At 38.4% G+C, this 23,525-nt stretch carries 16 protein-coding genes and 2 tRNA genes; 11 read left to right on the plus strand and 7 right to left on the minus strand.

Features of this window, described 5'->3' with window-relative positions; translation table 11 throughout:
• Positions 1-36 precede the first annotated feature (36 nt).
• On the minus strand, positions 37-753 hold the full coding sequence (gene ubiG / locus P3L40_RS09355; RefSeq protein WP_112307752.1) for a bifunctional 2-polyprenyl-6-hydroxyphenol methylase/3-demethylubiquinol 3-O-methyltransferase UbiG: 717 nt from the start codon (positions 751-753) through the stop codon (positions 37-39).
• Between the two features lie 308 nt (positions 754-1,061).
• On the opposite strand from ubiG, the gene gyrA reads away from it, so the two are divergent.
• Positions 1,062-3,677: a DNA topoisomerase (ATP-hydrolyzing) subunit A gene (gene gyrA / locus P3L40_RS09360; protein ID WP_201276746.1), complete on the plus strand. Its 2,616-nt coding sequence runs from the start codon at positions 1,062-1,064 to the stop codon at positions 3,675-3,677.
• Positions 3,678-3,890: 213 nt separating this feature from the next.
• Positions 3,891-6,677: a two-component system sensor histidine kinase RcsC gene (gene rcsC, locus P3L40_RS09365; RefSeq protein ID WP_240704970.1), complete on the plus strand. Its 2,787-nt coding sequence runs from the start codon at positions 3,891-3,893 to the stop codon at positions 6,675-6,677.
• Between the two features lie 78 nt (positions 6,678-6,755).
• On the opposite strand, the gene rcsB is transcribed toward rcsC, so the two are convergent.
• Both rcsB and rcsD read right to left on the minus strand, forming a co-directional pair.
• Positions 6,756-7,406: a response regulator transcription factor RcsB gene (gene rcsB / locus P3L40_RS09370; protein ID WP_004259923.1), complete on the minus strand. Its 651-nt coding sequence runs from the start codon at positions 7,404-7,406 to the stop codon at positions 6,756-6,758.
• A 1-nt stretch (position 7,407) separates the two neighbouring features.
• The gene (rcsD, locus tag P3L40_RS09375; protein WP_210853220.1) at positions 7,408-10,101 is read right to left on the minus strand and encodes a phosphotransferase RcsD; all 2,694 of its coding nucleotides are present in this window, start codon (positions 10,099-10,101) and stop codon (positions 7,408-7,410) included.
• A gap of 213 nt (positions 10,102-10,314) precedes the next feature.
• On the opposite strand from rcsD, the gene P3L40_RS09380 reads away from it, so the two are divergent.
• From P3L40_RS09380 to lpxL, 3 genes are all read left to right on the plus strand, one after another.
• A tRNA-Ser gene (locus P3L40_RS09380) sits at positions 10,315-10,402 on the plus strand.
• A gap of 5 nt (positions 10,403-10,407) precedes the next feature.
• Positions 10,408-10,483: transfer RNA gene (locus tag P3L40_RS09385), tRNA-Thr, on the plus strand.
• 569 nt (positions 10,484-11,052) lie between these two features.
• A complete protein-coding gene (gene lpxL, locus P3L40_RS09390; RefSeq protein WP_004259939.1) occupies positions 11,053-11,976 on the plus strand; it encodes an LpxL/LpxP family Kdo(2)-lipid IV(A) lauroyl/palmitoleoyl acyltransferase in 924 nt (307 codons plus the stop codon).
• A 483-nt stretch (positions 11,977-12,459) separates the two neighbouring features.
• On the opposite strand, the gene gltP is transcribed toward lpxL, so the two are convergent.
• Complete coding sequence (gene gltP, locus P3L40_RS09395) at positions 12,460-13,767, minus strand: glutamate/aspartate:proton symporter GltP (RefSeq protein WP_004259943.1); 1,308 nt, start codon at positions 13,765-13,767, stop codon at positions 12,460-12,462.
• Between the two features lie 563 nt (positions 13,768-14,330).
• A complete protein-coding gene (locus tag P3L40_RS09400) occupies positions 14,331-14,993 on the minus strand; it encodes a GntR family transcriptional regulator (RefSeq protein WP_004259949.1) in 663 nt (220 codons plus the stop codon).
• A gap of 404 nt (positions 14,994-15,397) precedes the next feature.
• On the opposite strand from P3L40_RS09400, the gene P3L40_RS09405 reads away from it, so the two are divergent.
• Genes P3L40_RS09405 through P3L40_RS09425 form a run of 5 tightly spaced genes read left to right on the plus strand, consistent with a single transcriptional unit; the run spans position 15,398 to position 21,576 of the window.
• Positions 15,398-16,639: an NRAMP family divalent metal transporter gene (locus P3L40_RS09405; RefSeq protein WP_096864884.1), complete on the plus strand. Its 1,242-nt coding sequence runs from the start codon at positions 15,398-15,400 to the stop codon at positions 16,637-16,639.
• Between the two features lie 14 nt (positions 16,640-16,653).
• Positions 16,654-17,433, plus strand: coding sequence for a LamB/YcsF family protein (locus tag P3L40_RS09410; RefSeq protein WP_136134368.1), 780 nt, complete (start codon positions 16,654-16,656; stop codon positions 17,431-17,433).
• Positions 17,430-18,236, plus strand: coding sequence for a putative hydro-lyase (locus tag P3L40_RS09415; protein WP_210853222.1), 807 nt, complete (start codon positions 17,430-17,432; stop codon positions 18,234-18,236). The genes P3L40_RS09410 and P3L40_RS09415 overlap by 4 nt, the downstream gene beginning before the upstream one ends.
• A 9-nt stretch (positions 18,237-18,245) precedes the next feature.
• Positions 18,246-19,820 carry a 5-oxoprolinase/urea amidolyase family protein gene (locus P3L40_RS09420; RefSeq protein ID WP_210853224.1) on the plus strand — a complete coding sequence of 525 codons (1,575 nt, stop codon included), beginning with the start codon at positions 18,246-18,248 and terminating at the stop codon, positions 19,818-19,820.
• Positions 19,821-19,836: 16 nt separating this feature from the next.
• Entirely contained in the window at positions 19,837-21,576 is a 1,740-nt protein-coding gene (locus P3L40_RS09425; RefSeq protein ID WP_206077543.1) for an acetyl/propionyl/methylcrotonyl-CoA carboxylase subunit alpha, read from the plus strand.
• A gap of 41 nt (positions 21,577-21,617) precedes the next feature.
• Here P3L40_RS09425 and P3L40_RS09430 read toward each other — a convergent pair whose 3' ends face one another.
• Positions 21,618-21,887, minus strand: coding sequence for a hypothetical protein (locus P3L40_RS09430; RefSeq protein ID WP_004259979.1), 270 nt, complete (start codon positions 21,885-21,887; stop codon positions 21,618-21,620).
• Between the two features lie 403 nt (positions 21,888-22,290).
• On the opposite strand from P3L40_RS09430, the gene P3L40_RS09435 reads away from it, so the two are divergent.
• A complete protein-coding gene (locus P3L40_RS09435) occupies positions 22,291-22,833 on the plus strand; it encodes a DUF924 family protein (RefSeq protein WP_004259983.1) in 543 nt (180 codons plus the stop codon).
• A gap of 57 nt (positions 22,834-22,890) precedes the next feature.
• Here the strand turns inward: P3L40_RS09435 and P3L40_RS09440 are convergent, their stop codons facing one another.
• Positions 22,891-23,484, minus strand: a complete 594-nt coding sequence (locus tag P3L40_RS09440; protein WP_004259987.1) for a molecular chaperone — start codon at positions 23,482-23,484, stop codon at positions 22,891-22,893.
• Between the last annotated feature and the right edge of the window lie 41 nt (positions 23,485-23,525).

A 23,525-nucleotide genomic window follows, 5' to 3' on the forward strand; every position in this document is an offset into this window, starting at 1 on the left:
TAGTGCTTGTGATTTATTCTTTTCACGACTAAATGACTATTCGTTTACCGTATGCAGCATATAGTTTACATCAACATTTGGCCCAAGCCAGAACTTGTCTGTTAATGGATTATAATGCAACCCTATGATATGTTTGTCTTTTAATGGTGTGCCGTCAATCCAATTAATTAACTCAGAAGGGCGAATAAACTTGTTTGCGTCATGAGTGCCTTTTGGGACGATTTTCATTATATATTCAGCAGCAACAACAGCCATTAGCCAGGCTTTTTTATTACGGTTGATGGTTGAAAAAATTACGTGTCCACCCGGTTTGACTAATTTTGCGCAAGCCCTAACGACAGACTGAGGGTCCGGAACATGTTCAAGCATCTCCATACACGTGACAACATCATAGGCTTGAGGGTGTTTGTCTGCATGTTGTTCAACAGTTTCTTGTACATATTCAACTGGAATACCGGACTCAAGAGAATGTAAGCGAGCAACCATTAAAGGCTCTGCACCCATATCAAGACCAGTGACTTCTGCACCTTCACGCGCCATGCTTTCCGATAAAATGCCACCACCGCAGCCAACATCAAGAATTTTTTTACCGAAAATACCGTCTACACGCTGCATAATATAACCTAAGCGTAATGGATTGATGCGGTGTAGTGGGGCGAATTCCCCTTCTAAGTCCCACCAACGTGAGGCAATGGACTCGAATTTTTCGATTTCTTGCTTATCGACGTTAAGGTAGGTTTGGGTGTCATTCATACAAAGAAGCTCCTATTTTTAACCTATTACCCAAAAGCCTATTAACGATAGTTATATTTAAACTGTATTTAAACTATGTTTAATAGGGGGAATAGTAGCCCGACAAGCATTGATGGCTAAAATATAAACAACAATGTAATTATTGCAGTTATTAATTGATAAACCTTCAAGTTTCGGACACATAAACTTAATTTTCCGCTATTATACATAGCTTGGAAGACAAATACCCGTCTCTTATTTTTATTAAATTGGCGAATTGTGGTATAGTTCTACTCTTTGAATCCGAAGTTATGAGGGACAGTGGTTCCATGAGCGAGATTGCCAGAGAAATCACACCAGTTAATATCGAAGAAGAGCTTAAAAGTTCGTATTTGGATTATGCAATGTCCGTTATTGTCGGCCGTGCGCTTCCAGATGTTCGAGATGGACTGAAGCCAGTACACCGCAGAGTACTGTATGCGATGAATGTATTGGGAAATGATTGGAATAAACCCTATAAAAAATCTGCCCGTATTGTTGGGGACGTCATCGGTAAATACCATCCACATGGTGATATCGCTGTTTACGAGACAATTGTTCGTCTTGCACAGCCTTTCTCAATGCGTTACATGCTGGTTGATGGTCAGGGAAACTTCGGTTCAGTTGACGGAGACTCCGCTGCGGCAATGCGTTATACGGAAATCCGTATGGCGAAAATTGCCCATGAGCTACTTGCTGACCTTGAAAAAGAAACCGTTGATTTCGTTCCAAACTATGACGGAACAGAGCAAATTCCTGAAGTTATGCCAACGAAAATTCCAAACCTTTTGGTTAATGGGTCGTCTGGTATTGCGGTTGGGATGGCAACCAATATTCCTCCTCACAATTTAGGGGAAGTGATTAATGGTTGTCTTGCTTATATAGAAGATGAAGACATCAGTATTGAAGGTTTAATGGAACACATTCCAGGGCCTGATTTCCCAACAGCGGCTATTATCAACGGCCGTCGTGGGATTATTGATGCATATCGTACAGGACGTGGCAAGGTCTATATCCGTGCAAGCGCTGAAGTGGAAGTCGATGAGAAAAATGGTCGCGAAACCATTATTGTCAGCGAAATCCCTTATCAAGTGAATAAAGCTCGCTTGATTGAAAAAATTGCAGAGTTAGTTAAAGACAAACGTGTTGAAGGAATCAGTGCACTGCGTGACGAGTCGGATAAAGACGGTATGCGCATTGTTATTGAAGTTAAGCGCGATGCAGTGGGTGAAGTTGTCCTGAACAACTTATATTCCTTGACTCAATTGCAAGTTTCTTTTGGTATCAATATGGTGGCTCTACATCAAGGGCAACCGAAAATACTGAATTTAAAAGATATCATTGCTGCTTTTGTGCGTCACCGTCGTGAAGTTGTCACTCGTCGTACGATTTTCGAATTGCGTAAAGCGCGTGACCGTGCTCATATCCTTGAAGCACTGGCAATCGCACTTGCTAATATTGACCCAATTATTGAATTGATCCGTAAAGCACCAACGCCAGCTGAAGCTAAAGCAGGGTTGATTGCACGTTCTTGGGATCTGGGTAATGTAGCGGCAATGCTAGAGCGTGCAGGTGATGACGCAGCTCGTCCTGAGTGGTTAGAACCACAGTTCGGTGTTCATGAAGGGCAATATTTCCTGACTGAGCAACAAGCTCAAGCTATTTTGGATTTACGTCTCCAAAAATTAACCGGTCTTGAGCACGAAAAACTACTGGAAGAGTACCGTGATCTTCTAGTACAAATTGAAGCTTTACTGTTTATTTTACGTAGTCCTGAACGTTTGATGGAAGTGATTCGCGAAGAGTTAGAAATTATTCGTGATACTTATAATGACCCTCGTCGTACAGAAATTACAGAAAATACCGCAGACATCAATATTGAAGATTTGATCAATCAAGAAGATGTGGTAGTGACATTATCTCATCAAGGTTATGTGAAATATCAGCCTCTGTCTGATTACGAAGCACAGCGCCGTGGTGGTAAAGGTAAATCTGCTGCACGAACAAAAGACGAAGACTTCATTGAACGCTTATTGGTCGCCAATACGCACGACACCATCTTGTGTTTCTCAAGTCGTGGGCGTTTGTATTGGATGAAAGTTTATCAGTTGCCAGAAGCGAGTCGTGGTGCTCGTGGTCGTCCAATTGTTAACTTATTACCACTTGAGCAAGATGAACGCATTACTGCTATCTTACCTGTACGTGAATATGAAGAAGGTTATAATGTCTTCATGGCAACGGCGAGTGGTACTGTGAAGAAAACACCTTTACAAGAGTTTAGCCGCCCAAGAAGTGCCGGTATTATTGCAGTGAACTTGAATGAAGGTGATGAACTGATTGGGGTTGATTTAACCGATGGTTCAAATGAAGTCATGCTGTTCTCTGCACAAGGTAAAGTTGTGCGCTTCGCTGAAGATGCTGTTCGCCCAATGGGACGTACTGCAACGGGGGTTCGTGGAATTAAATTAATGGATAACGATAAAGTCGTATCCTTGATCATTCCACGTGGTGAAGGCCATATCTTAACTGTCACAGAAAATGGTTATGGTAAACGTACTGAAGAAGCAGAATACCCAACTAAATCGCGTGCAACTCAAGGGGTTATCTCTATCAAAGTGAGTGAGCGAAACGGTAATGTTGTTGGAGCTATTCAAGTTGATGAAACTGACCAAATCATGATGATTACGGATGCCGGCACATTAGTTCGTACCCGTGTATCTGAAGTGAGCGTCGTTGGCCGTAATACGCAAGGTGTGACCTTGATTAGAACAGCTGAAGATGAAAAAGTGGTTGGTTTACAACGTGTTGCTGAAACAGATGATGATGAAAATAATGATGATGAGAATGCGATTGAAAACACTGAAGAAAACGGTGTTGATGATGCAAATATCGACGATCAAGAGTAATTATCGCGTTTAATTTAATGAACGGGTAGCATATTAGCTGCCCGTTTTAGTTTCTAGTCTAAATTTCTTAGTTTTATTACTTTTCATGTCTGTCGCTTTTTTATTATGTAATCGAGTATAATTAGCGATCATCGTATCGAATATACAGGAAAACGCTTGAGATACTTACCCTCGTTTAAAACATCACTTAGACTTTCTCGGGATTTATTTCGTATCCTCGGCTTGATGTTGTGGGGCATGGGTGCTTTTATCACTTTATTTTTCCTTTATTCGCAATTTAATGAATATAAATCTGATCTTCGCCAGCAGTTCTATTCTGGGTATGAAAACCTACAAGTCTATATACAGCAAACGGCGGCGACACTGAATTCTATTCAGTCGATGACTGATCTGTACCAAATAAAGCTGCAAGAATCGACAGAGGAAAATACTTTTACGAGTAAATTTATGGAATTGCCAAATGCCTCTAATTACTCGTTCTATAAATTAACTCCGAATACGGATTGTGATCATTTTAGGGATAAAGCTGAAAACTATTTGCAGGCTTTTGAACAACTGAATTATTTTTGGAAAGAGAGTATTGCAGCGCCTCAAGCTTTAAACCATGTCTTTTTAGTGGGTTCGAAAAGTTATTGTCTGGTGGATTATCCTATTCGTTCTACAATATCGGATATAGAAATACTAAAAAAAGTCAGCTACGAAAGTGTGCGAACTTATCAAGGTTTAAGGCTACAAGGTAAAGAGCGTAAGCTATTTACCATTACGCATGGTGCTCAGCCGGATTATGGGCAGGTTTACTTAATTCAAGCAATCAAGCACGATAATCTGCTCCCCGCATTTATTGGGCTAGAACGTTCAATTAATTTAAATCAATTTAATATACGGCGAAATAAGGCTATCGAAATATTGATAATTAACGACTATAACCAGCCTGTTTTATATTCACCTACAGATATCAATCCTAAGAGCTCTGCATTGCTCAATATTTCTGAGCCTTCATTTTTCGGTTTTAACTCAGATTACTCAAAATTAATCTTCAAAAAAAGGTTAGCGCCTTCTCAAATTACGGTCATTTTCTCAATTGCGACGTCGGAAATATTAGCGAGTTTAGAAAACACCATTTTTTACGGTATCCTCCTAAATATTTTTACGGGGGGGCTGATTTTCTTTTTAATTTGGTTACTTGAAAGGAAAATGCTAGAACCCGCAGAGAACACTGCGATACGGCTTGAGGAACATGAACAATTCAACCACAAAATTGTAGCATCAGCACCGGTCGGTATCATCATTTTAAGATTAACAGATGGTGGTAATATTCTCAGTAATGAATTAGCTCACGACTATTTTCGGCTGTTAAATGATGATGATAAACAGCGAATATTGACAATTATTCGCCAAAAATCGAGCAATTATATAGATGTGGTGACAACCAACGGCACACACTTACAAATTAGCTTTGTAAACTCTCGATACCAAAATGAAGATGTCGCTATTTGTGTATTAGTCGACATTAGCATTCGTGTTCAAATGGAAAAATCGCTACAAGATGTAGCCGATGCGGCGGAACAAGCAAACCATGCTAAGTCAATGTTTTTAGCGACAGTTAGTCATGAATTAAGAACGCCGTTATATGGAATTATTGGTAATATAGAATTACTACAACGTTATGAATTACCGGAGAAAGCAACACGCTTAGTCTCAACTATGGATAATTCATCTTCACTTTTATTGCAGATTATTAGTGATATTTTAGACTTTTCGAAAATTGAATCTAAGCAATTGAAAATAGAAAGCAAATTGTTTAATTGTCGAGAGGTTTTTGCGTTTGTATTAGCAAACTATCTGCCATTAGTGACGAAGAAAAAAATATCATTATATTCCTATATTGAGCCTAATATACCTGATCTCATTTTGAATGACCCTGTTCGTTTACAACAAGTGATTTCTAACATTGTTAATAATAGTATTAAGTTTACAGAATCAGGTTTTGTATTGCTTTATGTATGGAAAGATGAGAATTATTTAAAGATTGAAATACGTGATTCAGGAATTGGAATGACACATGCGGTGGTCATGAAGTTGTTTGATCCATTCTTTCAAGTTTATGACCAAAATAATATGGGCCATAAAGGAACTGGTTTAGGTCTAGCTATTTGCGAAAAACTGGTTAACCTCATGGATGGTGACATTGAGGTCAGTTCCCAAATTGGACTTGGTAGTTCATTTACTATTCGAATTCCTTTATATGGTCAAGAATATCTTAAGAAAAATATTCCAGAATACCGGGCTCATTATCGGATTGCAGTTTCGTGTCGAAATGAATTTTTAATGAACTTTCTTTTGCGTTTATTAAGCCAAGAACAATTTTCTGTTGTCCGCCATAATGCAACGGATAAGACACAACATTATGATCTCTTAATAACTGATTATGAGCAGGCTGAAAGGGGCATTTGTGAACATCATATCCAATTATCAAGTATTTATGCTGGTGAACTCCACCAAATAAAACAAAACCAGTGGATTTATAATACATATCAATTAGATAAATTACCTATCTTAATTGATAAAGCCATCATGAAAACGGCCGAACAATCGCTGAAAAATAGTACAGTAAATCCATCATTGGTTGCTGACCATTCGTTAAGTGAACACCATGTATTAATTGTCGATGACCATCCAATTAATAGAGCATTATTGAGTGAACAATTAGCGACTATCGGTTTTACTACAGGCACAGCGATAGATGGGCTAGATGCATTAAAATATTTAGATAATCATCATGTTGATATTGTTTTAACGGATGTAAATATGCCAAATATGGATGGCTACCAGTTGGCAAAGGAACTGCGCCGTTTAGAGTTCAATTTACCCGTTATCGCATTAACTGCTAATGCAATGGCAGAAGAAAAGCAACGCTGTATTAACGCAGGAATGAATGATTGTTTATCAAAACCGACAACAATTGCAATTTTACGTGAGACTTTGACGCGCTATTGTTGAATGTGAGTAAAAAAGGACGCAAAAATAAAAACCCATAACTGGGTTTTTATTGGCGTAGTCTTATAGTTAAAATGAAATTTACTCTGAAGGCGAGTTATCAATACTGACAGAAGAAAGGTAATTCAGTAGCGCTATATCATTTTCAACACCTAATTTCAGCATAGCTGATTTTTTCTGGCTACTGATTGTTTTTATACTGCGGTTAAGTTTCTTTGCAATTTCAGTGACCAAAAAACCTTCAGCAAACAAACGTAGCACTTCACTTTCTTTTGGTGATAAACGTTTATCGCCATAGCCGCTTGCATTGACTTTTTCTAACAGTTTGCTCACGCTTTCTGGTGTGAATTTTTTGCCTTTCTGTAAAGCCGCTAAAGCTTTAGGTAAATCAGCTGGCGCACCTTGTTTTAACACAATTCCTTCAATATCCAGCTCTAAAATAGCGCTAAGAATGGCAGGGTTATTGTTCATAGTTAGAACAATAATTGACAGGTCAGGATAATGCCGCTTGATGTATTTGATTAAAGTAATACCATCGCCATATTTGTCACCTGGCATAGATAAATCAGTAACTAGTACGTCTGCGTTTAAACGTGCTAAGTTATTAATCAAAGAGGTTGAGTCCTCAAATTCCCCTACGATATTCACCCATTCAATTTGTTCAAGTGATTTTCTGATGCCGAAAAGAACGATAGGGTGATCATCGGCAACAATGACATTTAGGTTATTCATATTATTGGTTACCTTCTGGCATTAGTTTTTTGACTGAATTATCCAGCACGCTAATGCAATTTTTTATTTCCAATCCGTTTTCATCTGCTATGTAACGCTCCAAATCTTCACAAAGTTCATGAAGATAAGTAAATTCGAGCATAGCAAAAACTCCTTTTAAACGATGTGCAGTGTTTTTCAATTCGGTCAAATCCTCAACACTTTCACTATTATACAGTTTATTAATATCTATCGGTACTGTTGTGATAAACAAATCTCGATATCCGCTATTTGCCAGTGCTAATTGATAACTTGTAATTGCATTTTCAATTGATTCATTCGAGTTCTGTGAAAGCGCTTGAGTACTAACATGGTCTGGAGGCAAAATATCAGCATGCTCATGCTCTGCGTTTTCGATCAATAATGAGATAGCATCAATTAATTCATCAGCAAAATTGTAGTTAGTTTCGATATAATGAGGTTGTAATTGATTAATCCCTAAAAGAGTACCATTTACTTTAACAATATTTTCAAAACATTCCTCATTATTATCAGTTATCAAAAGATCCCAGTCGGTGTGAGGGGAGCTTTCACTTAAGTCCAAATATTCTGCTCCATAATTTGTTAATATGTTCCTAACAATCCGTGAGATATCTGCATTATGTATATTTAAGCGTATACAAACATCTTCCAATAAAGCTGGGAAGTCTTTGACGAGCATTTCTTTAGCTGCAGGAAGTGTAATTTCATAATGAGTGCCTATTGCATCACTAGAACGAATAGAAAAAGTACCATTCATTTTTTTAACCAGTAACTTACATAAATAAAATGTTATGCCTGAACGCGTAAAGTTAGAAGCATTCAAAATTTGCCCAGTAAAAGGACTGTGTAAATTACTAAGCTCAAGATTACTGACCCCAGTTCCACTGTCTTTAATACTCAATAAAATTACATTTTTATTGGCATCATAAGATAACGCGAATGAAATTTTTCCAAAAGAGGTTGTCGCAATAGAATAATCCCAAATTAGTTGTATTAACTGTTTTAAATAATCAGGGTTTGCCATGATCAGTGAATCTGGATTGAGATTATTATGAAAATAAAGTGCTAACCCCTTGTTATTGCATTGGGATAAATTTTGTTTCAAAAACTCGCTAACAAGATTACTGATAGAAACGTTTTCAGTTTTTACTGAGCTAGCTTGGGACTCAAGCTGATTTAATAAGTTAATGTTTTTAAACCAGCGATTGATATAAAAAAGCTGACTTTCAATTTCTAAAATAAATGTGCGGTTATTTACGCTGACTATTTCGGATAATTTAGTTAATTGTTCATCCGCCTTAATTAGTGAGGGTAATATCTCAGTACACATATTCTCAAATACAATCTTACGCATGTGAATATTTTTTTTGTACTCACGATTCGCTAATTCTTGACGTTTTTGGGTCAATGCTTCTTTGTCTTTGTCGATAATAATAAAGAGAACGGTATTGGGTTTTGTCATGCTATTGACAAGAATAACTTCATAGATAATATTCTCGATAGAAACTTGGATAACATCATGGTTTTCTATCGCCATTTCTTTAATGTGAATAAGATCCATAGAAGGTAATAACTGGTTAGCAATATCATTGCTCAGAATCTTTTTGTTAGTATTAAAATCATAAACCAAAATACCGTATGAAATATGGCTGATAATATCGCTTGTCAATGATTCATTAAAACTCAGCTCTTGCAACATATTTGTATTGGGCGAAATAAGGCGCTTACGAATGAATAGCATGATCAGTAAAGCGAAGAAGATCATAATAAGCATGCCAGTCATTAGCCATAAGTTATAGCCAATAACATTAAAGATAATGCTTTTTAATGAGACATGGTAATAAAGTTGATAGCTGGTGCCATCAATAGGGTGGGAGAAAATGAGGTTAGTTCCGACCCAAGTTGTATGAGGTTCATTGCTACCTGTGCTTGCAGGGCGTGTATTAATCGTAAAAAAATCCCCATTTAAATTTGGAGGGATCAGTGAATTGATAGAAATATCAAAGGATATAACACTCGTTAGCTGCCCTGGAGAATTAAACATTAGCCGATATGTATAGTAAAAAAGGTTATCGGGGGAGTACTTTTGAATATTTGAAATTATTTCCCGTCGGTCTAATAATGTTGATTGAGTCAACATATCAGCACGTTTTTCTTCAGCAGTTAATGTGAGATAACTTTCTTTAAAACGTAGCTCAGGTTTAAGAATTGAATGAGTGGTCACTAAGACTAGGGTATTGTCTAAGCCATTGAGATAATACATTGAGTTATATTCATTACGGGCTCCCCAGACAATCTCCATATAATTTGCAAGTTTAGATGCTAAAACATTACTACTTTGCTTATTATTGCCAAATACAATAGCATCGATGGATTGGTTGGCACTACTTAGCCAAAAAATATCATGGCGTATTCCTGTCACGGCAAGCTGATCAGCGGATGGGGTAGAGGATTTATTATTGGCAATTTTGTAGATATGGCTTGCTTGATAACGATAATCTTCGATTTGATACGCTAACCGACTAGCCATACTGTTCAAACTAGCCTGACGGCTTTGAACCAATGCTTGATAGTAGTTAAATAGTGATAAACAAAGCATCACTATCAGCAGTAAAATAAATGCTGCGAAAATACGAAAAAGAGTGTTTGGCTTTAATAATGATTGTTTGTACATACTGTAGCAAGTCGTCCCATCGGCAAAAGTATTATTAGGTTAAAAATCATACGCCTAGAGAAAGGATAGACACCGATTTTGCACAGATATTACCATTTTTCTTGGAAAAGAGAGAGCAATTGAGTGAAGATTAGCCAAACGAAGTAAAAAAATCAATTTTTTTACTTTCAGGGGTAGACAAGTTGCTGGGATTCCTCCATAATCGCGCCCCATGGAGAGATGGCCGAGCGGTCGAAGGCAGCGGTCTTGAAAACCGCCGATGGGAAACCATCCTAGAGTTCGAATCTCTATCTCTCCGCCATATTCGCCGGCTTAGCTCAGTTGGTAGAGCAACTGACTTGTAATCAGTAGGTCACCAGTTCGACTCCGGTAGCCGGCACCAAATAAGAACCCGTTACATTTAATAGATGTAACGGGTTTTTTCTTGCTTGTAATCCATATTATTTAACTACCTTTAGTCGCTGATGTGACAAACTTCTGGCTCCATCACCAAAAGAACATCAATTTTTCTTTCCATCGCTGATTGTGGTGGCTTCTTGAAAGCACCAATAAAAAGTAACGATTAAATTGACAAAAATCAGCAAAAAAATTCGCAAAATGACAAAAGTGCATATTAATAGTGAGATTAATTAAGCCATATATGTGATAATTTTATCTGTTCCTTGCAGTTTAAGTGATTATGTTGTTGGCCTAACCGATGCATAGTTTTGATGAATAGAAAACGAACTTCACAGAGCTATTTATTAATTAGCCATATTAAAAATCAAATATTGCTTAATGGCTTGGAAAGATTATTCGGCTGTTATCTACTCGAAAGGGAGATGAACTGCAAGGTATTCAGATAGTTATGGGTGAAAACCCATCTTGTTGTAGTAATCATGTTGAATTTAAAAGACTAAATATTGTCTAAAATAGCGTGCATTCTGCAAAGGCGAAGTATTGGGAGATATAATGTACGCCAAAAACCCATTTTCACTGAAATTGGTCCACCCGAAGTATGTAGTAACTTGGGTGGGAGTTTTTATCTTATTTTTATTAGTTCAATTGCCGTATAAATGGCAAATGTGGCTTGGTGCTTTTTTAGGCAGTAATTCACGGTATTTTATTAAAAGAAGAGTATCAATCATTAAGCGAAATTTAGAATTGTGTTTCCCAAATAAAAACAAAAATGAAATAGATACTTTGGTGAATGATAACTTAAAATCTTTAGGTATCGCATTATTTGAAACTGGGATAGCCTGGTTTTGGAGTGATAAAAAAGTTAAAAAATTATTTCAAGTAAAAGGAATGTCCAATTACTTAGATGCTATTGCTAAAAATAAAGGTGTGATTATTGTTGGGGTCCATTTTATGTCACTTGAACTCGGTGGCCGGATTATGGGGCTTTGTTTTCCTGTTAATGCAATGTATCGTCCTCATAACAATAAAGCGATGGAATATATTCAGACAAAAGGACGGTGTCGTTCTGGTAAAGGAATGATTGATCGTAAAAATTTAAAATTTATGGTTCAAGAGTTAAAAAGTGGTAAATCCATATGGTTTGCACCGGACCAAGATTTTGGAAGAAAAGGCACGATATTTGCGCCGTTTTTTTCTGTCAAAAATAGTTCCACGTCAAAAGGAACCTCAATACTTGCTCAATTATCTAAATCTCCAACACTCACGGTAACATTATTGAGAAATAAGAGCGGTGCTAATTATGATTTGGTACTGGGAAAAGAAATACTAGAATACCCAAGCTCTGATGCATTACAGGATGCAACAATAATTAACTCTATCTTAGAGGTTGAAATAATGAAAGCGCCCGAGCAGTACCTTTGGGCTCATCGACGGTTTAAAACCCGGCCTGAAGGGGAAGTGTCGCTTTATAGCTAGTTTTATATTTATCTTAAGGCACTTTAAAGTTCATAATAAAAAACGAGATAAACACATGTTTTATCTCGTCTATTAATAATTTATAGCCTTGTTTAGCACAAGGTTATCGTTATAACCAGCTGTGTAGCATAAAGTATGATAATGAAAATATAAAAATTACCATTAGGTGTTGGAGCACCTTTAAAAACAAAAGAAATCTTCTTACTTGATTCATTGTTTCCTGCTTTGGCGAATATAATAAACGGCTAATTAAAACTCTTTTTTAGTGTAGTTCCACTAATAATAAAATACCAATTTCCATTTAAAAAATTAAAAAAATGTGAAATAAATTACACTTAATAAGTAAAAATAACTAAGTTAATGAGTAATTAATAAATAATAAAATATCTGGTCATTTATTACGTAAAATACGTAAAAATCGAATAGCCTTCAATAACGATGTTAATCGAAGGCTATTCTAATATAGAGTTACTTTAGAATAAACTAAAAACTTTCTTCATATTCACGAGCTTTTTTATCGTCATAGTTATGTTCCCATTTGGCAATAACAAGTGCGGCTAGCGCGTTGCCTACAACGTTAAGTGCAGTACGTGCCATATCAAGAATTCTGTCAACACCCGCAATGAATGCTAACCCTTCTAGTGGGATACCGACACTTCCTAATGTGGCAAGCAGAACAACAAATGAAACTCCAGGGACACCCGCAATGCCTTTAGATGTGATCATAAGGGTAAATACTAAGATTAGTTCTTGCCCAATGGAGAGTTCGATACCATAGAGTTGGGCAATAAAAATAGCAGCAATACTTTGGTATAATGTAGAGCCATCTAAGTTAAATGAATAGCCAATTGGAATAACAAAGCTTGTTACGGATTTAGGAGCGCCATATTTTTCCATTTTATCCATAATACGAGGAAGTACGGTTTCAGAACTGGCTGTTGAGTAAGCGAGCAATAACTCATCTTTTAATATTTTCATTAAAGTGAAAATATTTATTCGACAATAACGAGCGACTAATCCTAGTACAACTACAGCAAAAAATATAATTGCACAATGGACGAGGATAACAAGTTTTAATAAAGGAACTAATGATGAAAAGCCGAAGTTAGCGACGGTAACGGATATTAATGCGAAAACCCCGATTGGGGCATACATCATAATCATATTTGTTACACGGAACATTGTTTCAGAGAAAGTCTGTAATACATTGAGTAACGGTTGTTTCTTCTCTGATGGTAAAGAAGAGAGCCCCAAGCCAAATAATACAGCAAAAAAGATGACTGGTAGCATATCACCACTTGCCATCGCTGCGAAAATATTACTCGGAACTAAAGTTAAGATCGTATTAATGATCCCCGAAGGGTGGCTTTCGACTTCTTGAGTGGTTTTTTCATATTGAGAAATATCGACTTGCGTTAATTGCGACATATCGATACCAACACCAGGCTGGAATATATTGGCAAAAGAGATACCGACGATAATGGCAATTGTAGTGATAATTTCGAAATAAAGGATAGTTTTAAAGCCGAGAGAACCTAATTGCTTAGTATTACCAACCCCGGCTATTCCAACAATTAGAGTCGATATAACAATAGGAACAACAATCATTTTGATTAACTGAATAAATATTTTACCTGCCGGGGAAAGAATATTTAGAATCAACCAATCTTTGTACTCTGTATTATCATGTAAAAGTGCACCAGCAATAACACCTAAAATAAGAGCAACCAGTATTTGCCATCCTAGGCCAAATTTAAACAGCTTCTTTTTAGTCACTTGGTTTAATGTCATAATGAAATCTCATTTTATATTAATAATTTTTATGTATGTGTTGTTATTATCATAAATTTTATATCGAATATTCGAGAAAACTACAACTATTAACTCGATAAATTTGAGTAATTTCAATATGTAATTTATATCAATATGTTTATTATGTTAAATTTAGATAGTAAAATAGCGATGCATGTTAAATATTATGGATTTTTGTTAATAATCAGTAGATTTTAAGGTGAAGTTGTCATTTTAATTAAATGTAAGCAATTATTTTAAATTGTTAATGATATTGCTTTTTTGTTACTTATGTTTTCGAGAATAAAACTAGATAGAGTGAAAAACAACCTCTAAAAATAATCTTTTTGTTGAAAAGTCAGCAGAATATAATTTTCTGTATAACTCATTCAATTTAATAAGTTAATAAAAAAAGAATTTAATTTGAGCTAATCATTATTAGAAGAATAGGAATTATTAAAATATCAAGGTATGACTATAAATGACCACCTACTAAAGTTTATGTAATGAAATTAGTAAGGGATGAACGAGTTAAATAAGAAAACTATTAATATTAAAGCAACTCAAAGTGCAGATTGTTTCCGTTTAAATGCAGCGAGTAATGTGCGTTCAGAAAGGTCTAAGTAATCACGTAACATATTAGAGGCATCTAAATTTTGGCCAGAGTCTAATAATCTAAGAATAGAATGGTTTTTATCAATATAGGGAGCATATAAAATTTTAGGGTCATTAAGATGACCAAAGGCCAGCCGTAATTCAGCGGATACATTACGGTATAATTTAATTAAGCGTTCGCTGTCAGATAGCTCAACAATGGCAGTATGAAATTTCATATTTGCAGTTCCTACACCCACCCAATTTTCTGTCTTTTCATGTTCACGAGCTTCTTGAACAGCATCTTTCATTTTTTGAACTGATGGATGCAAGGCATATGCATGAGTTAGTGCATCACATTCAATGAGTCGGCGAACTTGATAAATATCGATAATGGCAGCCATATCAGGCACTGAGACAAATACGCCCTTATTTGGGGCATAAGTTAATAAACCTTCCTGTGTGAGTACGCGAAAAACTTCTCGCAATGTATTTCGAGAAATATCGAGTTCCTCACTTAATGCTGCTTCAGATAAGCGTTGACCTGGTGTGATCTCCCCAACTGTTATCTTATGGCGTATAACTTCTGCAATAGTGACAGATAAAGTTTGTGCAACAGGTTGTTTTTTCATAATAAAGGCTAATTTTAGTCTCAGGGGTGATAAGGCGTTATATTCCCATATTCAAGTTATAGCAGCAAGTTTCCTTTCTCTATTACTTATTCCATTCCATATATTTGCACAAGAATAGTGAAATTTAAATTTATTGCATCAATTTGGTGCAAGTTGCTCAATAAGCAATATGGTTTGTCAGCCAAAATTGTTAAAAAAGTGATCTCGTCTTGATTTTTAAACCAGCAATTACGATTTTTATTGATTGTTTATTCATCATTTAATACTAATTGTTCAACAATCCATTAAAAATGAATTAACAATACAGCTAACAAGTAGAACAATGGCACGATAATTGCCTTAGTGATTGTGACATCAACAACTACATCAATAATTAAAACAATAACTATTAGAGGAGTATTCATATGGCAGCTCAAGAAAGTGCACCAAGTACTGCTGAATATGTGAAAAGCCGCCGTTCATCACTGATAAGCGCAATTTTTTTAATGGCAACCTCAGCCATTGGGCCTGGGTTTATCACACAAACTGCGACTTTTACCGTGACATTAGGAGCCGCTTTTGCCTTCGGGATATTAGCGTCTATTGTGATTGACTTCATTGTGCAGCAAAACATATGGCGGGTTGTTACTCTGACTAAAATGCACTCATCCGAAATTGCGAATGCCACAATTCCTGGGAGTGGCTATTTATTAGCGATATTAGTTATTTTTGGCGGGCTAATATTTAATGTTGGCAATATAGCTGGTGCAGGTTTAGGGCTTAATGCGTTAGTCGGATTAGACCCGAAATGGGGCGGTTTGATTAGTGCATTATTGGCAATTTATATTTTTTCCTCTCGTAAGGCCAGCACCTTTATCGATAGGTTAATCATTGGATTAGGTGTAGTGATGATTGGCTTAACTTTATTTGTCGCTATCGCATCAAACCCACCTGTTGGGGAAGCATTGCGTCAAAGCGTATTACCTGACACAGTTGATTTTGCCATGATAACCACTATTGTTGGGGGCACTGTTGGGGGATATATCTGCTATGCAGGCGCTCATCGCTTATTGGATAAAGGCGCTGTAGGTATTGAAAACATTAAAGTTGTTTCTAGCGCAGCCACAAAAGGTATCTTAGTTGTCGGGTTGATGCGTTACATTTTGTTCTTGGCTATCTTAGGTGTGGTAGCCAGTGGTGTGACTATTGATATTTCTGGGCATGCAGCTAACCCTGCATCTCAAGCATTTCAGGCTGCCGCTGGTAATTTTGGTTTACGTATTTTTGGTTTAATTCTATGGGCTGCTGCTCTCACCAGTGTGATTGGTGCGGCGTATACTTCAATGAGCTTCCTAACGGCATTTAAGTCCTCTATTACAGAAAGGCAGCGTAATGTTGCAACTATTATATTCATCGCAGTTTCTCTGATTGTTTATTTATCCATGGGAACAGCCCCCGCTGCATTATTAGTTTTTGCTGGTGGTTTCAATGGGTTAATTTTACCTATTGGTTTAACTTTATTTGTTTATATCGGCTGGAAGCGCTCAGATTTAATGTCGGGTTACCATTATCCACGTTGGTTATTATGGTCAGGTGTCGTGACGTGTGCACTAACTTGGTATATGGGCGCGATGTCTGTCGGTGCAATCTTTAATTATCTGAAATAACTCAAGGAGTAGCCATGAAAAAGCAAATTGATTTAAATAGCGACCTTGGGGAGAGTTTTGGACAATGGGAAATGGGCAATGATACCGCCATTCTTCCCGTTGTTAGTAGTGCGAACATTGCCTGCGGTTTTCATGCAGGCTCACCTGAAGGGATATTAAAAACCCTTAACGCGGCGAAGGAAAATGGTGTTGCTGTTGGTGCTCATGTTGGTTATCCCGACTTAGTAGGATTTGGTCGACGTAATATGGATATTGCATCGAGTGAATTAACTGCAGACGTGATTTATCAAATTGGTGCATTACAAGGGTTAGCAACCGCAGCAGGGACACAAGTTTTATATGTTAAGCCTCATGGCGCACTGTATAACACGATTGCTCATGATAAACGCCAAGCAATGGCTGTGATTGATGCGATATTAGCCATTGATAAGCAATTGATATTAGTGGCATTAGCAGGGTCACCATTAATTGAGTGGGCAAGAGAATGTGGCTTAAATGTGGTCGCAGAAGCTTTTGCTGATAGAGCTTATAACAGTGATGGCACATTAGTATCTCGAAAATTAGCGGGTTCAGTATTACATGACCCACAGATAGTTGCAGACCGCATGTTGCAGCTGGTCATGGAAGGCGGTGTGATGTCAATTGATGGAAAATTTACACCTGTTGATGCGGGGTCAATTTGTGTTCATGGCGATAGCCCTGGTGCTCTTGAAATGGCAAAACAGGTGCGTGCCGTACTAGAAAAACAAGGTATTGAAATTTATGGTTTTGCTCACAAAGGAGACCACGAATGACACAGCTAATGAAGGCATCACTGCAGGCCATTGAAGCCGCTCGCCGTGCACGCCAAGCTATCCGTGAGGGATATGACAAACCAACAGCAGGCCTTGCCCCAGGCATGACTCAAGCCAATATGATTGCATTGCCACGTGACTGGGCATTTGACTTCTTATTATACGCTCAGCGTAACCCAAAGAGCTGCCCTGTTCTTGATGTATGTGAGGCAGGGAGCTGGCAAACGGTTTTAGCTGAAGGCGCCGATTTACGCACTGATATTCCACGTTACCGTGTGTGGGAAAAAGGACAGCTAATAGATGAAATTACGGATGCGACAGAAATTTATCAGCAACATCCTGATTTAGTAACTTTTTTAATTGGTTGTAGCTTTACATTCGAAACGCCAATGATTGAAGCGGGTATTGATGTACGGCATATCACGGATAAATCCAATGTTCCTATGTATAAAACCAATCGCTTATGTCGTCCTGCAGGGCGTTTGCAAGGTGAATTAGTGGTTTCAATGCGACCAATACCCGCACACCGAGTTGCTGATGCAGTAAGTATCACTGGCCGGTTTCCCGCAGTGCATGGCACTCCTGTTCATATTGGTGCGCCAGAACAATTAGGTATTGATGACATTATGCAGCCTGACTTCGGTGATGCGGTTCGCATTGAAGAGGGCGAAATTCCCGTTTTTTGGGCTTGTGGTGTAACGCCTCAAGCGGCAGTAATGAAATCCGGGGTTCCATTCGCATTAAGCCATGCACCTGGTTACATGTTTATTACGGATGTACCTGATGCCGCATATCACATATAGAGGTGCCAATTGAGATTTTTACCCGTCAATTTAAGTGCTTTTATGGTGGAGTTGGAATGTCTTGAACAAACAATGGCATTGGCTGATTCTTTAACAGAAATGCCTATTTATGGGATTGATGAAATAACACCAGCAGCAAGGACTATTTTAATTCGTTACAACCCGTTCAGTATTGATGTAAATGAGTTGGTTGAAAAGATATCGGTTAGGGATGTATCGAGAATGGCCGGTAAAGCCAGTAAATTGGTGACTATTCCAGTTCATTACAATGGAGAGGACCTCTCGGATGTTGCAGCGCATTTAGGGATATCTACTGCAGAAGTGATACGTCGTCACACAGAAAATGAATTTCAGGTTGCATTTAGCGGTTTTGCTCCGGGTTTTGGTTACATGGTGTCGAAAGGCGCTAATCTGAATGTTCCAAGGCGCCAATCACCAAGAGTGCGTATCCCTGCGGGATCTGTTGCCTTAGCCGGGGAGTTTAGCAGTGTTTATCCACAAGCTAGCCCAGGGGGATGGCAGTTAATCGGTGTGACTGAGCTATTAATGTGGGATATCAATCGACCAGAACCCGCACTCGTTCAGGCAGGCATGCGGGTAAACTTTGTTGATGCAACAAAAAGCCAGATTAGCTATAGCTTGCCAACTAAAGTAAGTATTGAAAAAAATGCTGAGAATGTCAGTGCTGATTTAACCGTTTTAGCGACAGGATTACAGGTTTTATTTCAAGATTTAGGGCGTATTGGCCAATCAGCATTAGGTATTTCAGAATCTGGCAGTATGGATAAATCGGCATTGCGTAGTGCAAACCGTATTGTGGGGAATAAATCAGACTCCGCCGTTTTAGAGATAACGCAAGGTGGGTTTAAGGCACAAGTGCACAAAGACCTTATTATTGCAGTGACTGGTGCGCCTTGTTCTATTGAGGTTATTACGAAAGAACACCAACAATATCAAGTTAATACTTATCAACCGATTCATTTAGCAAAAGGCGACACCATTAAATTAAGCCGTCCGAACAAAGGTGTACGTAGTTATTTCGCTGTGCGGGGTGGTTTTAATATTGAACCTATTTTATCGAGTTGCTCGTTTGATACGCTGGCGCAAGTTGGCCCAGCCCCAATCAAGGTAGGTCAAACATTAACGGTTAGTACTAATTCGTCTCCATTAGCCGTTTCATTAAATGAGACACCTGTTTTTGATTACCCAGCAGAAAATGATGTTGTGGTTTTGGATGTGATATTGGGACCTCGAACGGATTGGTTTACAAAACAAGCCGTTGGCCAACTAACAAAGCAATTATGGCAAGTCACTGCGTCATCAAACCGAATAGGCCTGCGCTTATCTAGTGAAAAACCGTTAGAGCGCGAACAACTACAGGAGCTACCGAGTGAAGGGACTTGCATTGGGGCTATTCAAGTGCCAGCAAATGGCCAGCCCGTTTTGTTTCTCAATGACCACCCTTTAACTGGCGGTTATCCCGTCATTGGCGCGGTATGTGAATACCATTTGGATTTAGCAGGGCAAATCCCTGTGAATGCCAAAATACGTTTTAATCCACTTGGTGAATTTAAAGTATTATAAGGGAGCCACTGTGCTTATGAAAATGAATAACAACAAAAAACATAAAGTATTGATTGCTAATCGAGGCGAAATTGCAGTTCGTATTATCCGTGCATGTCGTGATTATGGTTTCCAGTCTGTTGCGGTTTATGCGGACAGTGACATTGAAGCTCTCCACGTCAAAATGGCTGATGAAGCCTACGGGCTTGGGGGAAACTCGCCAGCAGAAAGTTATTTAAATATTGAAAAGTTGATTAGTATCGCTCAGCAGTCTGGTTCAACCATGGTGCATCCGGGGTATGGTTTTTTATCTGAACGCGCTGAATTTGCGCGTGCAGTTGAAGGCGCAGGGTTAATCTGGATTGGGCCTAGCGCAAACAGCATTGATATACTAGGGGATAAGGTTCAAGCTCGCCATATTGCAATGCAAGTCGGTGCACCGCTAGTGGTTGGTACAAAAGACCCTGTGAATAGTGCACAAGAAGTACTAGAATTTGCTCATCAACACGGTTTACCTATTGCCATTAAAGCAGCATTTGGTGGCGGTGGCCGAGGGCTAAAAGTAGCTTGGCAACTCCATGAAGTTGAAGAACTTTATCACTCAGCAGTGCGTGAAGCGACCGCGGCATTTGGCCGAGGTGAATGTTTTATTGAACAATTTTTGCATAACCCTCGGCACATTGAAGCCCAAGTTATTGCAGATACGCATGGCAACGTGCTGGTGGTGGGAACACGTGATTGTTCACTACAACGGCGTAATCAAAAACTGGTTGAAGAGTCACCAGCCCCTTTTTTATCGGAGAACCAACAACAGCAAATTGTCCAAGCCTCAACGGATATTTGCCGCAAAGCGGGCTATGTGGGAGCAGGAACCGTTGAATTTTTGCTAAGCCAAGATGGAACGCTGTCATTTTTAGAAGTGAATACGCGCTTACAGGTTGAGCACCCAGTCACAGAGGAAACCGCAGGGATTGACTTAGTGATTGAGCAGCTACGTATTGCGGAAGGTTTGCCTTTAAGTATTAATGAGATGCCGACTCCTCGAGGGCATGCGTTTGAATTTCGTATTAATGCCGAAGATGCTGGGAATGGTTTTTTACCGACCCCCGGCACTATTACTGTTTTTGATGCACCAACGGGGCCGGGAGTCCGTGTTGATAGTGGCGTAACGGCAGGGACAACAATACCGGGTACCTTTGATTCATTAATGGCCAAATTAATTGTCGTGGGGAGTACTCGTGACCAAGCCATTTCGCGTGCACGTCGAGCACTGGCAGAATTTAATATTGAAGGCGTTGCATCCGTATTACCATTCCATCGTGCAGTAATAGAACAAGCTGATTTTTGTGATAATTTTAGCGTACATACGCGTTGGATAGAAACTGAATTCAATGTGGAAATTCCACCAGCAAAACGGCAAATTCCATTATCGGATCCTGCGATGACTCGTACTTTTATTGAAATTGATGGGAAGCGTTGTGAGTTAGGTTTGCCCACTCAACTTTTTTCTGGTTTCTCAGTCAATAATTCAGCGGCATCCCATTCAGCCCCTCAATTAGTTGATAATCCTGATGCGGTCAACGCACCTATTTCCGGGATATTATTTAACTGGCTGATCCCTCAAGGAAATAATGTTTCTGAAGGGGATGTCATTGGTGTAATGGAAGCCATGAAAATGGAAGTGCAAATTGTTGCACACCGAACAGGAACGTTGAAGTATTGCGCTACTAAAGGGGATTTTGTTGAAGCAGAAAGCCCAATAGCTGAAATTATTTAGTTTGATGCCAATTAAGTTTGAGCTAAAGGAGTTAGCTCAAACTAACGGGAAATTCGCTCTGGCAGCGTTCTTAGAGGAAGATGAGGCGCAGGAATAGCATGTTTTTCTTCAGCGGTCATTTCATTGCTATCGCGGTAAACCTCACCACAGAGAAAGTAGAGATTCGGTCGTTTTGATTCTAGGTATTTTTTTCGGCTCATGCATTGTTCTTGTGTAAAAATAGTTTCAGTCACCGGTAATGCATCGCATGAATCCGTACCACAAGGGCTAACCCATAACGCCCAACCAATGAGTACCATATGTCCTGCCATTTACATTGCCTTCCTTAATAAGAACCAATATGAACCGCTGAAAGTGATGACTGCAAGTAACTATCTAATTCACATACGCATTATAGGTTAAATTCTAACATTGAGTTAACCAAATGTATGTATTTAGGCATGATGAATTGTTTCATTCACACTAAAAAGCAAATCGTTATAAATTAAAAAGTTGGGAATTATCATAAGTAGAAAATAAATGATTTGATAATAAATAAAGTAGTATATTGTTAAAATTACACTATCAATATTGCATGTTTTTTTGGTGTCAGATCGCAAAAAAACAAAATAATTATCTACAAACAGCCGATATTAGAGCTCAAGCCTGTCAATTAAGGCTATTTTTAACTAGGATTATGACAACCTCTAATAAGAAAATAGATAGGAATAAATCATGAATGCCATGGAAGAAGTGCTTTCATTTTGGTTTGAGGAATCGACACCAAAACAATGGTTTGAAAAAAGCGCTAAGTTTGATTTGACGATAGCACAACGGTTTGCTCATATCTGTGAACGCGCAGCTAAGGGAGAATTAGCTTATTGGCGGGCATCTATTCGTGGACGTTTAGCGGAAATTATTGTTCTAGACCAGTTTTCACGTAACTTATGGCGTGATACACCACGGTCTTTTGCTCAAGATGGGATGGCTTTAGCATTAGCGCAAGAGGCGATTAAGCAACATGATTATAACCTTCTGACGCTGTCACAGCGCAAGTTTGTTTTAATGCCATTTATGCACTCTGAATCCAGTTTTATACATTTACAGGCGGTTGAGCTATTTCGCATGCTGGGTGATGACGGTACATTAGATTTTGAAATGAGACATAAAGCGATTATTGATAAATTTGGCCGTTATCCTCACCGTAATGAAATTTTAGGTCGGCCATCAACACAAGAAGAAATTGCATTTTTACAAGAGCCAAACTCTTCTTTTTAGACTAAAACCAAATGAGCCCATATTTTGTTTAACTAGCTCATTTGGTTTAGTTTTTATTTAGCGAAATAATTCAGCCCTGACTGGCGATAATTCTAATTTCAATTGTAGTGATTTGAGGTAAATTTCAGTGATCTGTGCAAGGCTAGGGTAAAAAGTGGACTCTGTTTTGCTTTGCTGCACTAGCTCTAAATAGCGATACGCCCAAGGTAACAAATGTTGCTCAAATAGAGCAATAACAGCGCTGTCGTCCTCTTGCTCTGCTAACGCAGAAACTGCCATCATCATTAAGCCAAATTGGTCTTCAGGTTCACGGATTCCAGTATCAGTGACTAAACCTTTCGCTTGCAAAAAGTCGCGATAAGCCGCAGTTGACTCACCCATAACAGTATTATCATGCTCTAAGTACACAGAGCCCCAAGGCGGAGCAGGCATACTGCCTTGTCCTTCGAATAAGATGGAATAATCATAAGAGATATCATCAGGTTGTGTTTGTGACAACGAAGTACAAATAGCCTGAATTTTCTCTGGGTTATCCCATGTACATAACTGTGGTAGTTCACCCAAGACAGAGTAAACGTTACGTAAAGTGTCCGATTGCGGAGGGTAGTAGAAAAACGCACCAAGGATGCGGATCATTGTCGTGTCAATCATATTATTTTATCCGTCTTATTTCGCGCTAAAGCATGACATCA

The organism is Providencia sp. PROV040, from assembly GCF_032706145.1.
Lineage (GTDB): Bacteria > Pseudomonadota > Gammaproteobacteria > Enterobacterales > Enterobacteriaceae > Providencia > Providencia hangzhouensis.

Coding starts and splice junctions, on each gene's coding strand:
- ubiG (WP_112307752.1), bottom strand. CDS start 753: ATGAATGACACCCAAACCTACCTTAACGTCGATAAGCAAGAAATCGAA.
- P3L40_RS09435 (WP_004259983.1), top strand. CDS start 22,291: ATGAATGCCATGGAAGAAGTGCTTTCATTTTGGTTTGAGGAATCGACA.
- P3L40_RS09415 (WP_210853222.1), top strand. CDS start 17,430: ATGACACAGCTAATGAAGGCATCACTGCAGGCCATTGAAGCCGCTCGC.
- P3L40_RS09425 (WP_206077543.1), top strand. CDS start 19,837: ATGAAAATGAATAACAACAAAAAACATAAAGTATTGATTGCTAATCGA.
- lpxL (WP_004259939.1), top strand. CDS start 11,053: ATGTACGCCAAAAACCCATTTTCACTGAAATTGGTCCACCCGAAGTAT.
- rcsB (WP_004259923.1), bottom strand. CDS start 7,406: ATGAATAACCTAAATGTCATTGTTGCCGATGATCACCCTATCGTTCTT.
- P3L40_RS09410 (WP_136134368.1), top strand. CDS start 16,654: ATGAAAAAGCAAATTGATTTAAATAGCGACCTTGGGGAGAGTTTTGGA.
- P3L40_RS09440 (WP_004259987.1), bottom strand. CDS start 23,484: ATGATTGACACGACAATGATCCGCATCCTTGGTGCGTTTTTCTACTAC.
- P3L40_RS09430 (WP_004259979.1), bottom strand. CDS start 21,887: ATGGCAGGACATATGGTACTCATTGGTTGGGCGTTATGGGTTAGCCCT.
- P3L40_RS09405 (WP_096864884.1), top strand. CDS start 15,398: ATGGCAGCTCAAGAAAGTGCACCAAGTACTGCTGAATATGTGAAAAGC.
- P3L40_RS09400 (WP_004259949.1), bottom strand. CDS start 14,993: ATGAAAAAACAACCTGTTGCACAAACTTTATCTGTCACTATTGCAGAA.
- gltP (WP_004259943.1), bottom strand. CDS start 13,767: ATGACATTAAACCAAGTGACTAAAAAGAAGCTGTTTAAATTTGGCCTA.
- gyrA (WP_201276746.1), top strand. CDS start 1,062: ATGAGCGAGATTGCCAGAGAAATCACACCAGTTAATATCGAAGAAGAG.
- rcsD (WP_210853220.1), bottom strand. CDS start 10,101: ATGTACAAACAATCATTATTAAAGCCAAACACTCTTTTTCGTATTTTC.